Annotated in this window: 13 protein-coding genes; 7 read left to right on the top strand and 6 right to left on the bottom strand. The window is 65.2% G+C overall.

The features are described from left to right. The first annotated feature begins 20 nt into the window (after nucleotides 1-20). Nucleotides 21-1,526, top strand: a complete 1,506-nt coding sequence (locus IY145_RS16080; protein ID WP_196409132.1) for an ammonium transporter — start codon at nucleotides 21-23, stop codon at nucleotides 1,524-1,526. Nucleotides 1,527-1,614: 88 nt separating this feature from the next. On the opposite strand, the gene IY145_RS16075 is transcribed toward IY145_RS16080, so the two are convergent. Further along, complete coding sequence (locus IY145_RS16075; RefSeq protein ID WP_196409131.1) at nucleotides 1,615-2,328, bottom strand: class I SAM-dependent methyltransferase; 714 nt, start codon at nucleotides 2,326-2,328, stop codon at nucleotides 1,615-1,617. Nucleotides 2,329-2,361: 33 nt separating this feature from the next. Next, a complete protein-coding gene (gene hrcA, locus IY145_RS16070) occupies nucleotides 2,362-3,450 on the bottom strand; it encodes a heat-inducible transcriptional repressor HrcA (RefSeq protein WP_196409130.1) in 1,089 nt (362 codons plus the stop codon). Nucleotides 3,451-3,573: 123 nt separating this feature from the next. Between hrcA and IY145_RS16065 the strand changes: the two genes are divergently transcribed. After that, nucleotides 3,574-4,590, top strand: a complete 1,017-nt coding sequence (locus tag IY145_RS16065; protein ID WP_196409129.1) for a patatin-like phospholipase family protein — start codon at nucleotides 3,574-3,576, stop codon at nucleotides 4,588-4,590. An 18-nt stretch (nucleotides 4,591-4,608) separates the two neighbouring features. Here IY145_RS16065 and IY145_RS16060 read toward each other — a convergent pair whose 3' ends face one another. Beyond that, nucleotides 4,609-5,856, bottom strand: coding sequence for a glycosyltransferase (locus IY145_RS16060; protein ID WP_196409128.1), 1,248 nt, complete (start codon nucleotides 5,854-5,856; stop codon nucleotides 4,609-4,611). Then, entirely contained in the window at nucleotides 5,853-7,058 is a 1,206-nt protein-coding gene (locus tag IY145_RS16055) for a glycosyltransferase (protein ID WP_196409127.1), read from the bottom strand. The genes IY145_RS16060 and IY145_RS16055 overlap by 4 nt, the downstream gene beginning before the upstream one ends. A 157-nt stretch (nucleotides 7,059-7,215) precedes the next feature. Between IY145_RS16055 and IY145_RS16050 the strand changes: the two genes are divergently transcribed. Together IY145_RS16050 and IY145_RS16045 are read left to right on the top strand one after the other, a co-directional pair. Continuing rightward, nucleotides 7,216-8,115, top strand: a complete 900-nt coding sequence (locus IY145_RS16050) for a hypothetical protein (RefSeq protein WP_196409126.1) — start codon at nucleotides 7,216-7,218, stop codon at nucleotides 8,113-8,115. Between the two features lie 80 nt (nucleotides 8,116-8,195). Continuing rightward, on the top strand, nucleotides 8,196-9,359 hold the full coding sequence (locus IY145_RS16045; protein WP_196409125.1) for an LptF/LptG family permease: 1,164 nt from the start codon (nucleotides 8,196-8,198) through the stop codon (nucleotides 9,357-9,359). Between the two features lie 58 nt (nucleotides 9,360-9,417). Here IY145_RS16045 and IY145_RS16040 read toward each other — a convergent pair whose 3' ends face one another. Both IY145_RS16040 and IY145_RS16035 read right to left on the bottom strand, forming a co-directional pair. Then, entirely contained in the window at nucleotides 9,418-10,158 is a 741-nt protein-coding gene (locus IY145_RS16040) for an ABC transporter ATP-binding protein (RefSeq protein WP_196409124.1), read from the bottom strand. Further along, nucleotides 10,148-10,888 carry an ABC transporter permease gene (locus IY145_RS16035; protein ID WP_312030600.1) on the bottom strand — a complete coding sequence of 247 codons (741 nt, stop codon included), beginning with the start codon at nucleotides 10,886-10,888 and terminating at the stop codon, nucleotides 10,148-10,150. The genes IY145_RS16040 and IY145_RS16035 overlap by 11 nt, the downstream gene beginning before the upstream one ends. Nucleotides 10,889-11,153: 265 nt before the next feature. Here IY145_RS16035 and trxA point away from each other — a divergent pair, with 265 nt between their 5' ends. Genes trxA through modC form a run of 3 tightly spaced genes read left to right on the top strand, consistent with a single transcriptional unit; the run spans nucleotide 11,154 to nucleotide 13,331 of the window. After that, nucleotides 11,154-11,480, top strand: coding sequence for a thioredoxin (gene trxA, locus IY145_RS16030; protein WP_196409123.1), 327 nt, complete (start codon nucleotides 11,154-11,156; stop codon nucleotides 11,478-11,480). Nucleotides 11,481-11,520: 40 nt separating this feature from the next. Then, entirely contained in the window at nucleotides 11,521-12,240 is a 720-nt protein-coding gene (gene modB / locus IY145_RS16025) for a molybdate ABC transporter permease subunit (RefSeq protein ID WP_196409122.1), read from the top strand. Further along, the gene (gene modC, locus IY145_RS16020) at nucleotides 12,237-13,331 is read left to right on the top strand and encodes a molybdenum ABC transporter ATP-binding protein (RefSeq protein WP_196409121.1); all 1,095 of its coding nucleotides are present in this window, start codon (nucleotides 12,237-12,239) and stop codon (nucleotides 13,329-13,331) included. Before modB ends, modC begins: the two co-directional genes overlap by 4 nt. The last annotated feature ends 94 nt before the right edge of the window (nucleotides 13,332-13,425 follow it).

Raw genomic sequence — 13,425 nt, 5'->3', positions numbered from 1 at the left:
AAAATCACCAGGAGTTCCCAATGAGACTTCGTCTGCCTCGGAGCCTGTCTGCGGCTTCGATCCTCGTCGGCGCGGCGATCGCCGTGGGCCTCGCCGACCCCGCCCTCGCCGCCGGCAATGCGCCGACGCCCAATCCCGGCGACACCGCCTGGGTGCTGGTCTCCTCCGCGCTCGTGCTGCTGATGTCGATCCCTGGTCTCGCGCTCTTCTACGGCGGCCTGGTGCGCTCGAAGAACGCTCTGTCCGTGCTCACACAGACCTTCGCCATCGTGTCGCTCGTCGGCGTCGTCTGGACGCTCTACGGCTATTCGCTGGCCTTCGGCGACGGCGGCTCGCTCAACGCCTATATCGGCGGCTTCAACAAGCTGTTCCTGAAGGGCGTTGACGCCTCCTCCAACGCGCCGACCTTCACGCCCGGCCATGTCATTCCGGAATACGCTTATTTCGTGTTCCAGATGACCTTCGCCATGATCACGCCGGCGCTCATCATCGGCGCCTTCGCCGAGCGCATCAAATTCGGGGCGGCCTTCGTCTTCGTGCTGCTGTGGGTGACGATCATCTACTTCCCGGTCGCGCATTGGGTGTGGGGCGTCGCCGATCCCAACGCCCTCGTCGACGCGGCGACCAAGCTCGCCGCTGCGACCACGGATGAAGCCAAGACCGCCGCTCAAGGCGAGATCGACACGCTGCTCGGCTCTGTCGGCTGGATCGCCGGCGGCCTCGCGCCCTGGATGAAGGGCGTCGGCGCTCTGGACTTCGCGGGCGGCACCGTCGTCCACATCAACGCGGGCATCGCCGGCTTCGTCGGCGCGCTGATCATCGGCAAGCGCATCGGCTACGGCAAAGAGGCGCTGCCACCGCACTCGCTGACTCTGTCCATGGTCGGCGCTTCGCTGCTGTGGGTCGGCTGGTTCGGCTTCAACGCCGGCTCCAACCTCGAGGCCAATGGCACGACGGCGCTCGCCTTCGTCAACACGATGGTGGCGACCGCCGCGGCGGCGCTCTCCTGGCTGCTGACGGAATGGGCGGTCAAGGGCAAGCCCTCGCTGCTCGGCCTCATCTCCGGCGCCGTCGCCGGCCTCGTCGCGGTGACGCCGGCTTCCGGCTTCGCCGGGCCGATCGGCTCCATCGTTCTGGGCTTGATCGTCTCGCCGATCAGCCTGTTCTTCGTCTCCAAGGTGAAGAACTTCTTCGGCTATGACGACTCGCTCGACGTGTTCGGCGTGCATGCCATAGGCGGAATCACCGGCGCTCTGGCCACCGGCATTCTGGTGAGCCCGGACTTCGGCGGCGTCGGCATCACCGACTACACCAATATCGGCGAGAATTTCGCCGGCAAATACGACATGACCCAGCAGATGATCTCGCAGGCGACCGCCGTCGGCGCGACGATCCTGTGGTCGGGCATCGGCTCGGCGATCCTCTACAAGATCGTCGATGTGGTCATCGGCCTGCGCGTCGCCCCGGACCAGGAGCGCGAAGGCCTCGACATCGCCGATCACGGCGAGCGCGCCTACAACCACTGAGCGACGTCGCTCATCTGCCGAAAATGGAAACGGCGCCTCTCGGGGCGCCGTTTTTCTTTGTGTGTCGCCTCGCGTCGACATTTTGCTTTCAATGTCGTTTCGTCATCGCCCAGCAGCCGAAGAGGAAGGTCTGATAGAAGCGGATGGGCGCGTCGAATCCCGCTTCATTCAGCAAATCCAGCAATTCACTCTCGGAAGCGAAAGCGATGTCATCGTCGATATGAGCGCGGTCCTTCTCCAGCTCCCGCGTCTCGACGCCCTGAGACGCATAGGATACGAGCCAGGCTTCCAGCAGAGAGCCGAATTCGCGCGACGCTCTATCGCCGAAAAGATCGGCGAGAACGAACGTCCCTCCGGGTTTCAGAAGGGACGAGACGGCGCGAAAATAGGCGAGCTTCTCGTTCCACCCCGCAATGAAGTGAGAGACGAATATGGACGAGGCCGCGTCGAATGGCGTCGCCGGTCGAAACTCCTGCAGTCGTCCATGGAAGCAGGCCGTCCGATCCGCCATTCCGGCCGCGACGACGCGATCGCGGCAAGCGTTCGACATATCGCGCGAGACATCGACCGCGGTGAAGCGCCAAAAGGGGAAACGGCGCCCGAGGGCGAGAATTTCCGCGCCCGTTCCCGCGCCAGCAGACAAAAATTCGGCTCGCTCCGGCAGATGCTCGAACCAAGCGGCCATGATGTAGTGCAGCGCGTCGTAGCTCGGGCAGAACGATCGAATTCTGCGATCGTATCGCGTCGCCGAAGCCTCATCGAAATGCGCCGCCGCGTCGAATGCGCCGCGGGACTGGGGCATGAAAATCTCCGATCCGAAACGGACGCCGCTCACCTACCCCCCGACCACCCGCGCCACTACTTTCGCCGTATAATCCACCATCGGCACGATGCGCGCGTAATTGAGCCGCGTCGGGCCGATGATGCCGAGCGCGCCGACGATACGCTTATTGCCGTCGCGCAATGGCGCGGCGATCATCGAGGAGCCGGAGAGCGAGAACAGGCGGTTTTCCGAGCCGATGAAAATACGCACGCCCTCCCCCGTCTCGGCGCGCTCCAGAAGATCGATGACCTCGGTCTTGGTCTCGAGATCGGAGAACAGCAGGCGGATGCGGTCGAGATCGGCCATTGCGGTCAGATCCTCGAGCAGATTGGCTTGGCCGCGCACGATGAGCTGGCGATGATCCGTCGCCGCCCCGCCCCAGCTCGCGAGCCCGGCGTCGACGAGCCTCGCCGTCAATTCGTCGAGCTCGGTCTGCGCCGCCTTGCGCGCGTCCTCTATCTCCGATCGAACCTGACCGAGCGTGAGGCCGCGAATGCGGGCGTTGAGATAATTGGCCGCCTCGATCAGCGAGGAGGCCGGAAGATCGCGCGGCACCTGCAGCACGCGATTTTCGACCGAGCCATCCTCGCCGACGAGAATGGCGAGCGCGCGCTCCGGCTCGAGACGCACGAATTCGATCTGCTTCAGCCGCGCATTGTCCTTGCTGGTCACGACGACGGCGGCGCCGCGGGTGAGGCCGGAGAGCATGCTCGTCGCCTCGGCCAGCACGCCCTCGAGGTCATGGTCCTTGGAGGCGGCCTCGACCTGCGCCTCGATCTGCGCGCGCTCGTCCTCGGCGACGTCGCCGATCTGCAAGAGCGAGTCGACGAAAAAGCGCAGGCCGAGCTCGGTCGGCAAGCGGCCGGCGCTGGTGTGCGGCGCATAGACGAGGCCGAGCTCCTCCAAATCCTGCATCACATTGCGCACGGAGGCGGGCGACAGCGCCATGGGCAGCAGCCGCGACAGCTGGCGCGAGCCGACCGGATCGCCGCTCGACAGATAAGTGTCCACGATCTGGCGAAAGATTTCGCGCGGCCGATCGCCGAGATTGGCGAAGCTCGCGCCCGGCTGCGGGGAGATTGGATGGCCCATGCGGATCATGACAGGAGAATGGCGCCTCGGCGGCGCGGGTCAAGCCCGCACACGCGGAAGGGGAAAAATACGCTACGCTTTTGCCCGGGCTCCCCTATTTCCCTGACGTAAGATGGGGGCGGGACAGGCGCGATGCGCGACGAAATTCTCGTCGATCTGGCTTTGCAGGGCGGCGGCGCGCATGGCGCCTTCACCTGGGGCGTTCTCGATCGGCTGATCGAGGAGCCCTGGCTGCGCATAGACGGGGTCTCCGGCACCTCGGCCGGCGCGATGAACGCCGCGGCGCTCATCCACGGCTTCTCGCTGGACGGCGCCGAAGGCGCCCGGGCGGCGATGGAGAGCTTCTGGCGGCGCGTCGCCAGCGCGGCCCGCTTCAGCCCGCTGCAGCGCCCCCCTCTGGACATGGCGCTCGGCCGCTGGACGCTGGACAATTCGCCTGCCTTTCTCGCCATGGACATGGCCTCGCGGCTCGTCTCGCCATATGATCTCAATCCCGCCGGGGCCAATCCGCTGCGCGACATACTGCGCGAGACCATCGATTTCGAGCGCCTGGCCAAATCGCCCATCAAGCTGTTCGTGACCGCGACCAATGTCCGCACCGGCCGGGCGCGCGTCTTCCGCAACGCCGATCTCTCGGCGGAGGCGCTGCTCGCCTCGGCATGTCTGCCGACCATGTTCCAGGCGATCGAGATCGACGGCGAAGCCTATTGGGACGGCGGCTACGCCGGCAATCCGACGATCACGCCACTGGTGCGCGAATGCGCGTCGCAAGATACGATATTGGTGCAGATCAATCCAATCGAGCGCAAGGAGACGCCGCGCAGCGCGATCGACATATTGAACCGGCTGAACGAGATTTCCTTCAACTCGCCGCTGCTGAAGGAATTGCGCATGATCGCGCTGCTGCGCCAAGTCGCCGATCCCGGCCATAGCGAAGGCGCGCGCTGGGCCGCCATGCGCATTCACGCCATTGCGACGGATATGGCGGCGGAGCTGTCCGCCTCCTCCAAGCTCATCGCAGAATGGGATTTCCTGCTCATGCTGCGCGAGGAAGGACGGCGCCGCGCGCAGGAATTCCTCGATCGCAATGGCGACGATCTGGGAAAGCGCTCGAGCTTCGATCTCGCGCGAATGCTGGACTATGTTTGATGAGTTGAATGCGCGCCTTCAGGCGCGCATCGCGGCGCCGATGAGCGGCGGCGCGAGATCGGCGATATTGGCGCGATAGGCGTCGAGCGAGAAATGCGCGTCATAGAAGCGCCGCATGTCGCTCGCCGCGCGCTGCGCTTCGCTCGGAACGCGCGCGTCGGCCGCGGCGGCCTTCAATGCATGCGCGAAATCCGCGGCGCTATCGGCGACGATCACATCGGAAAAGCGCGCCGGATCGACGCGCATGCCGCGAAAAGCATGACTCGTCGTGATGAGCGGCAGACCGCTCGCCAGCGCCTCGACAGTCTTGATCGAGAGGCCGTGTCCGCTGATCGTCGGCAGCAGCACGAGGCGCGCCGTCGCATAGGCCGCGCCAGGATCGTCGACGCGGCCGACGAAGGCGGCGCGATGGGCGGCGTAGAGCGCGGGATCGCGCGCCTTCACGCCGGCGTCGACATTGCCGACGATGCGCAGATTCGCAATCGAAGCGTCCGCGAGAACCTCGCGCAGGAACCAGCACACACTGTCGACATTGGCGCTGTTGTTGCTCGCGACGAGCAGAATATCGCCGCCGCCGGGACCGAGCGGCGCCTCGGGCGCGCTGGGATAGAGCAGCGCATGCTCCTTCTCCGGCAGCAGCGCGCGGAAATCGTCATATTCCTGCGCATTGAGATGCAGCAGCAGATCGGCGCCGCGCATTAATTCGAGCTCGCGGGCGAGCATTCGATCATAGGTCACGCGCGGCGGCAGCCATGGCGTGCGCTCGTTCATCAGCGCGAATTGGCGCGCTTGCAGATCATGGCTGTCGAGCAGGATCGGCGCGCCGCGCGCGAGGCGCTTCGCCACCGACATCAGGAAGAAATGATTGCAATGGACGAGATCGAAGCGGCGATCGGTGAGGCCCGGCGCCAGCTCCGCGCGCTCGGCGACGCCGGCGCGAATGACCGCCTGATCGCCGTGGAGATAGGGCCAGAGCACATCGCGCAGAAACCGCGGCGCCGCGAAAGCGTGAAAGGACGCGCCGCCGAACCAGCGCTCGCCCTGCGAGAGTTCCGGCGTCGCCTCGACAAAGGAGCGCCAGCGCCAGGCGCGATCCGGCGTGTATCCCGGCATATCGCATATGGCGACAGGCGCGACGCGGGCGCCGAGCGCGCGATAGGCGGCGACCTGTCCCAGCACGACGCGATAAGTGCCGCAGGAATGCCAGGCCGGATGGACGATGGCGACATGCCGGCCAGCGAGCGGAAGAGCGGCGGGACCATTCATTGCGTGAGCAGCGTTCGTTGTGTGAGCAGCGGCGCGGCCGCCTCGCGCAAGGCGCGCGCATAGGCGGCGGAGCTGAACATCTCGTCATAGAGACGGCGCGTGTCCGATTGGGAGCGCGCGCCGCTTTTGCGGCGTTGGCCCGCGGCGCGCAAGGCGGCGGCGAAAGCGCCGGCCTCGTCGGCCAGAGTCACATTGCTCAGCCGCTCGGGATCGATGGCCATGCCGCGAAACGCCCGGCGCGTCGCGATGAGCGGCGCGCCGCTCGCCATCGCCTCCACGGCCTTGACCGAGAGCCCGTGCCCCTCGATCGTCGGCAGCAGCACGCAGGCGGCCTGCGCATAGACGGCGCCGATATCGTCGACGCGGCCCTTGAAGAGGCGCCGATTGGCGTCGAAGAGCGCCTTGTCGCGGCTTCTCACGCCGGCGTCGATATTGCCGTAGATCTCCATCTCGACTCCCGGCGCGAACGGCGCGACCTCACGCAGGAACCAGCGCAGACTGACGAAATTCGCGTAATTGTCGCTGGCGACGATGACGATGCGCTCGCCGCCCGGCCCACAGGGAACGGGCGCGATGGCGGGATAGACGAGGCGGTGCCGCGCCTGCGGCAGCAGCCGGGCGAATTCGGCCCGCTCCTCCTCGTTGAGATGTATGCAGAGGTCCGCGGCGCGCATCCACTCGAGCTCGATCGACAGCATGTCGTCATAGGTCGCATAGGGAGGCACGAAGAACCCGCCCTGGTTTCGCAGAATATACTGACGCGCCTGTATGTCCTGCGTCTCGACCATGACCGGAACGTTTCGTTCCCGAAGCAATCGAGCAACGAATGGAAGGGTGAAGTAATGATTGGCGTGGACGAGATCGATATGTTCGTCTGCGAGGCCCGGCGGCAGGGCGGCGATCTTGGCGAGCTCGACGAGCCAAGTCGCCTGATCGCCATGGATCAACCGCCACCAGGCGTGAGCGAGAAAGGACGGCGCGAGCGCGGCCCATCGGCTCGGACCGCAGAAATAGCGCCGATCCGCCGGCAGATCGGCGGAGGCGGCGAGATAGGCCCGCCAGCGCGCGCCCTCGGGCGGGGGCGAAGCCGGCGCGTCCATCAGCGCGACCGAGATCGTCCGCGCGCCGAGCGCGCGATAGGCCTCGAGCTGGCCGACATTGACCTGATAGCTGCCGCAGGAATGCCAGGCCGCATGGACCACTGCGACCGTTTTTCCGGCGAGCGGCCGCTCATCGGCTGAAACATCATTGGAAACAAGGGACTCTATCGGCGTCTCCCGTTGCGTTCGGTCTTCCGGGCAAAGCCCCTGTCCGCCCGGCCGCTTGCCCTGCGGCGGCGTTTCCAAGTAGACGGGGTATATGAGCCTTCGACCCGCAAATCCAGATTTTTCCCCGCTACGCGCCGCCCCCGACCAGAGCGGAGCGGTTCCAGGCAAGCGCTATGGCGTCGCCATCGTCGGCAATGACAAGATCATCGACTGGCTGCTCCCCTTCCTCGAGAGCTACGCCCAGACGAACGCCCATCTGCCGCTCTATCTCGTCCCCTATGACGAGAATGTCGCGCAGACGCGGCGCGCGGCGGAAATCTATGGCGCGCATTTCATCGAGGAGGTTCCCGAGGCGATCGACAGACTCGCCGCGGAGCTCTATCCGGGCCCCTTCAACGGCAATCGCCGCCGCCTGCGCAAGCTGCAGGCGCTCGCTCTGCCGCTCGACGAGGTCGTCTATGTCGATGTGGACGTCGTGCTGTTCCGCGACTTCTCGCCGCTCTTCGGGCGGCTCGAGGCCCAGAAGACCGAGTTCATCGTCGCTTCGCCGAGCTTCGAATATGTCTATAACGAGAAGAAGGCGGACTACCCTTTCCTGCGCGACGCGCTGCTGTTCAATGACGGCTTCTGGGTCACATCGAGCAAATATCTGAAGCTCGAGCACTTCATCGAGACGATTCGCGACGACGCGAAAATCTTCCACGAAGTACGCAAGCGCGGGCAGCTCTTCGCTCAGCCGCTGGTCAATTTCGTGACCCATAGGCGCGGGCTGGCGATCACGCTTTTGCCGCATTGCGTCGAGCGCGCCTCGCATGAGAGCTTCTACAAGGCGCCCGGAATCACTTTTTCCGACGGCAAGCCGCTCGATCCGGACGGCAGGGAAATCTATTTCGCCCATTGGGCGGGAGCGACGGCCCTGCCTTCGACGGGCGTCTTCGACGCCGCCTGGAAGGAGTTTTCCAAAGCCGCCTGGGCGAAATTTCGCAAATAGGCCGAATTCCGCTATGAGACTAGCGTGCGGCGGCGGCCTTCCTCTCGGGAAGGCGGCTCTCGACGCGCGGAACAGGACTCATGCCTCGCCTTCTCTTCCTCTATCTCGCTCGGCGAATCCTGTTCAGCACGCTCGTCGTCCAGCTCGCGCTCATCGTGCCGGTCGTGCTCTCCTATCTGCTCTACACGCTGACGCCGGCCGCGATTCGCGCCGGCCTGCTGGCCCCGGCGCTGATCGGCACCATGCCGACCGTCGGCTTCATCACTCTGCCCATGGCGATCGGCGTCGCCACGGCGCTCGAATTCGCGCGCATGTCCAATGAGGGCATGATCGCGGTTCTCTATGCGCTGCGACTGTCGGTGTGGTCGGTGTGCCGGCCGGCGATCGTCTGCGCCGGCGCGCTCGTCGTCCTCGGCTATGGGCTCGCCAATCTCGTCGCGCCCTATTACGCCAGCGGCTTGCAGGACGTCATCAATGTGGTGCGCAATTCGCTCAACCACCGCATGCTCGACGCGGCGCATTTCTACACTTTCGACAATGGCGTGAAGACGCTCTATCTGCAACGCTGGGAGACGCCGGACATCGCCGTCAATCTCTTCGTGCGGCAGATTTCCATCGAGAAGCGCCAGGAGGAGACGATCACCGCGGCGCGCGCCGAATTCCGCCGCCAGCCCTCGGGCGTCGTCGTGGCGCTGTCCAACGGCAGCATTCAGACCAAGCCCTTCGACACGGATGAAGTTCGCATCGCCAATTTCGACGAATACGCCATGGCGCTGCCCATGCAGGGCAGCGAGGCGCTGCCGCCGCGCAATTGGCGCGGAGTCTATGAGCTGACCTTGCCGGAGTTCATCGCCAATTGGCAGATCGCCCGGCTGGACCGGCGCCAGGCCGGCGAGTGGATGGCAGAGGCGGCCAAGCGATTCGGCGTGCCGTCGCTCGCCATCGCCCACACGCTATTGGCGATGGCGCTAGTGCTGACCTTCGGCAGCGTCACCGGACGGCGCGGCGGCATGAGCTCCTTGGTCATCATCGCCATTCCGGCAGCGCATATTTTCTTTCTGGTGGCGCTCGAATCGCTGCTGCGCGCCGATGCGCGCTTCGCCTTTCTGCTCGCGGCGGTGGCGGCTCTCGAAGTCGGCGTGTCGATTCTGCTGATTTTCCGCCGCAATATGAGCACGAGCCCGATGCGCCGACTATCGGGCTATGACGCGCTCGCCACAGAGCCGCAGAGCCTCGCAGCCTGAATAGAGCGGGCTCGGGAGCGAGCCTTCAGGCTCGCACTCCTCCCACCCTCGGCGCAAATCAGGCGGCCGCGAGCACGACTTTGCGATAATGGGGGATGACCACCTCCGGCGCGCCGGTCTCGCGCACCGCGCCCTCGTCGATCCAAATCACCCGATCGCAGAGATTGGAGAGGAATCCGAGATCATGCGAGACCATCAATATGGTCCCGGTCTTGGCGAAATCGGCGATGAAGGCCTCGCATTTGGCCTGGAAGACCTCATCGCCGACCGACAGCGCCTCGTCGACGATGAGAATATCGGCGTCCGCGTTGGCGCAAATGGCGAAGGCGACACGCGCCACCATGCCGCTGGAGTAGAGCCGCATGGGCTGATCGAAGAAGGGGCCGATATCGGCGAAAGCGGCGATGGCCGGCAGGCGCTTCTCCACCTCCTTGCGCTTGAGGCCGAGGATGGCGCCGCCGATCATGGCGTTCTCGCGCCCGGTCAGCAGCCCGTCGAATCCGGAGCCCAGCGCGAGAATCGGCGCGATGCGGCCCTTCACCTCGAAGGCGCCGCGCGTCGGCCGCGTGATGCCGCAGAGAATTTGCAGCAGCGTCGTCTTGCCCGCGCCATTGCGACCGATGATGCCGACCTTCTCGCCCTTGGCGACCTCGAAGCCGACATTATGGAGCACCCAATGCTCCTGGTAGAATTTCTTCCACAGGCCGAACAGCACCTGCTTCAACTGGTCGTTGCGGTGCAGATAGAGCTGGAACGCCTTGCCGACGCCGTCGCAGCGGATGATGGGTTCAGATGACATCGACGATGACCGATTTGTAGCGCATGAAGAATTGGTAGCCGAACAAGAATATCCCGTAGGAAATGGCCACCAGCGCGACATAGGCGATAGGATTTGGCAGCACCCCGTCGAGCGCCGCCCCGCGCAGCATCTCTATATAGTCGCCGACGAGATTGAGCCGCAGCCAGATCGAAATATGCGGCGGCATCTGATCCAGACGATAGAAGATCGGCGTCGCGAACATCAGCACCGGCACGATCGACACCATGATATGCGCCACATCGCGGGTGAAGGCGCCGAGCGCCATCAAAAACCAGACGACGCCCAGCATGAACGCGGCGAAAGGCAGGATCAGCAGCGGCGTGAAGAGTATCGTCAGCGGCAATTCGCCAGCCGTCAGCAGGCGCAGGACGATATAGACGCCGAGGCTGATGCCGCCATAGACGAAAGCGCGAATCGTCGCCACCCAGGCGATCGTCTCGCTGGGGAAGATCGACTTCTTCACGAAGGTCACATGCTCGTGCAGCAGGCCCGGAGCGCGATAGGCGAGCTCGCTGAACAAATTGAAGACGATGAGCCCGATGAAGACGCCGGAGGCGTAATCGGTCGTGCTCATGCCCGCCGACAATTGCGGAACCGTCATGGAAAACAAGACGGTATAGGTCAGCAGCATGATCAGCGGGGCAAGCACCGCCCATAGCGGCCCGAGGACGGAGCCGCGGAATCTGGAGGTGAGCTCCCGTCGCACCACGGCGCGAATGAGCTCCCTATGGTGCCAGGCCCGCTCGAAGGGCGCGACATAGGCGACGAGCGGCAGTTGAGCGAGCGACAGGCCGAACCTCCTTGGATCGAATGCGGCGGCGCAGCCGCATAGACCAGTTCGGCGCCGCCCCTGTCAACGGTCCGCCTGCCGGCAGGCTGGGTCCGCCTGCCGGCAGGCTGGGTCGGCCTCGGCTTGACGCGGCGCCGCGCGGTTCCTACTCTTTCGAAAAATGTTTCAATTCGAAAGGAAAGCCATGTCTGCCGTGACTGTCAAAGTCTCCGATGCGAGCTTCGAAGCCGAGGTTCTGAAATCCGACCAGCCGGTCGTCGTGGATTTCTGGGCCGAATGGTGCGGCCCCTGCCGCACGATCGCCCCGGCGCTCGAGGAAATCGCCACCGAGCTCAAGGACAAGCTCAAGATTGTCAAGCTCAACGTCGACGAGAACCCCAATGTCGCCGGCATGCTGGGCATTCGCTCCATTCCGACGCTCATCATCTTCAAGGACGGCAAGGCCGCCTCGCAGAAGGTGGGCGCCGCGCCCAAGGGCGAATTGCTGCGCTGGATCAACGCCGCTATATAAGCGCTCGACGTAACGCGAGCGAAGGCGTAAGCCCAAGGGAATGATACTCTCGGATCTTGCGCCTTCGCTCGAATTCTCCCCGCAGGAGCTGACGGCGATCGCCCTCAGCCTGAAAGTGGCGGGGACGGCGACCGTCGTTTCGCTGCCGATCGCCGTCTTCGTCGCCTATGCGCTGGCGCGCTGGCGCTTTCCCGGCCATGCGGCGCTGAACGCCCTCATTCATCTGCCGCTGGTCATGCCGCCGGTCGTCACCGGCTTCGCGCTGCTGCTGCTGCTCGGCCGCAAGACGCCATTCGGCTCCTTCCTCGCGGAATATTTCGGCGTCGTCTTCGCCTTCCGCTGGACCGGCGCGGCGCTGGCCGCCGCGGTGATGAGCTTTCCGCTGATGATTCGCCCCATTCGCCTCTCCTTCGAGAGCATAGACGAGCGCCTCGCTCTGGCCTCCCGCTCGCTGGGCGCCAATCCGCTCTGGACCTTTTTCCTGGTGACGCTGCCTCTGGCCGCGCCCGGTCTCATCGTCGGAGCGATTCTCGGTTTCGCCAAGGCGCTCGGCGAGTTCGGCGCGACGATCACCTTCGTCTCCAACATCCCCGGCGAGACGCAGACGATTCCCTCCGCCATCTACAGCCTCACCCAGACGCCGGACGGCGACGCCGACGCGCTGCGGTTGGCGGCCGTATCGGCGGTGATCGCCGTGACCGCGCTGGTCGTATCGGAAATATTGCAAAAGCGCGCCGACGCGACGAGAGCCGGCAAATGATCGGCGTCGACATAAAATTGCGGCGCGGCGATTTCACCCTCGTCGCCGCCTTCGCGTCGAAGGCGCGCATCCTCGCGCTGCATGGGCCCTCCGGCTCCGGCAAGACGACGCTCGCCCATCTCGTCGCCGGCCTCGTCGCGCCGGACGAAGGCCATATCGTGGTGAATGGCGCGCTTCTCGTCGATACGGCGCAACGTCTGTTCGTGCCGCCGGAGAAGCGGCGAATCGGCCTCGTGTTCCAGGACGCGCTGCTGTTTCCGCATCTCGACGTGAAAACGAACATAGTGTTCGGCCGCTTCTTCACGCCGAAGGCGGAGCGCCGCGTGCCTTTCGACGCCGTCGTCGAGACGCTCGGCGTCGCGCATCTGCTGCGCCGCCGCGCCGGAGCGCTATCGGGCGGCGAGCGCCAGCGCGTCGGCCTCGCCCGCGCGCTGCTGTGCTCGCCGCGCCTTTTGGTGATGGACGAGCCCATGGCCTCGCTCGACTATGACCGCCGCCAGGAGATCATGACGCTGATCGAGCGGCTGCGCGATGAATTCTCCATTCCGATCCTGCTCGTCTCGCACGCGGCCGACGAAATATTGCGCCTCGCCGACGAGGTGATCTCGCTCGACCGCGGCCGCATCGTCGCGCAGGGCCTGCCCTCGGAGACGCTGGCCGCGGCGAGCCGGCTCGTCGAAGGCGGCCGCTTCGCGCTCGTCAGCGCGCTGGAGGCGCAGGTCGGCGCCTTCGATCCGCGCTATGGCGTGACGCGGCTCGAGCATCCGGCGGGCGAGATCGTCATCGCCGCCCATATCACGAATGGCGACCGGCGCGTGCGCGCGCTCATCAACGCCACCGATGTCGCGCTGGCACGGCGCAGGCCGCAGGACATCAGCATCCGCACCGTGCTCGAAGGGCGCATCGTCGGCATAGACGAGGATGCGAGCCCGCTCGCCTTCGTGCAGATCGAGTTGAAAGGCGGCGGCCGACTCGTGTCGGCGGCGACACGGCTCTCCGTCGCCGAGATGAATCTGACCACGGGCGCAGAAATTTTCGCGCTGGTGAAATCCGTCGCTCTCGACGAGAGAGAGCTCGGCGCGAGCGCGTGACCGCCTGTAGGCGCTGCGTGTTCCAAGCGCCTGCGCGGCTTCGTCGCTCTCGCCGCCGTCTCTCGAGCCTCGGTGCTAAGTTTTTGTTAGCTCT

The organism is Methylosinus sp. H3A (assembly GCF_015709455.1).
Lineage (GTDB): Bacteria > Pseudomonadota > Alphaproteobacteria > Rhizobiales > Beijerinckiaceae > Methylosinus.
Note: the sequence above shows the minus strand (reverse complement) of the source record. Positions and strands in the feature narration are given on the sequence as shown.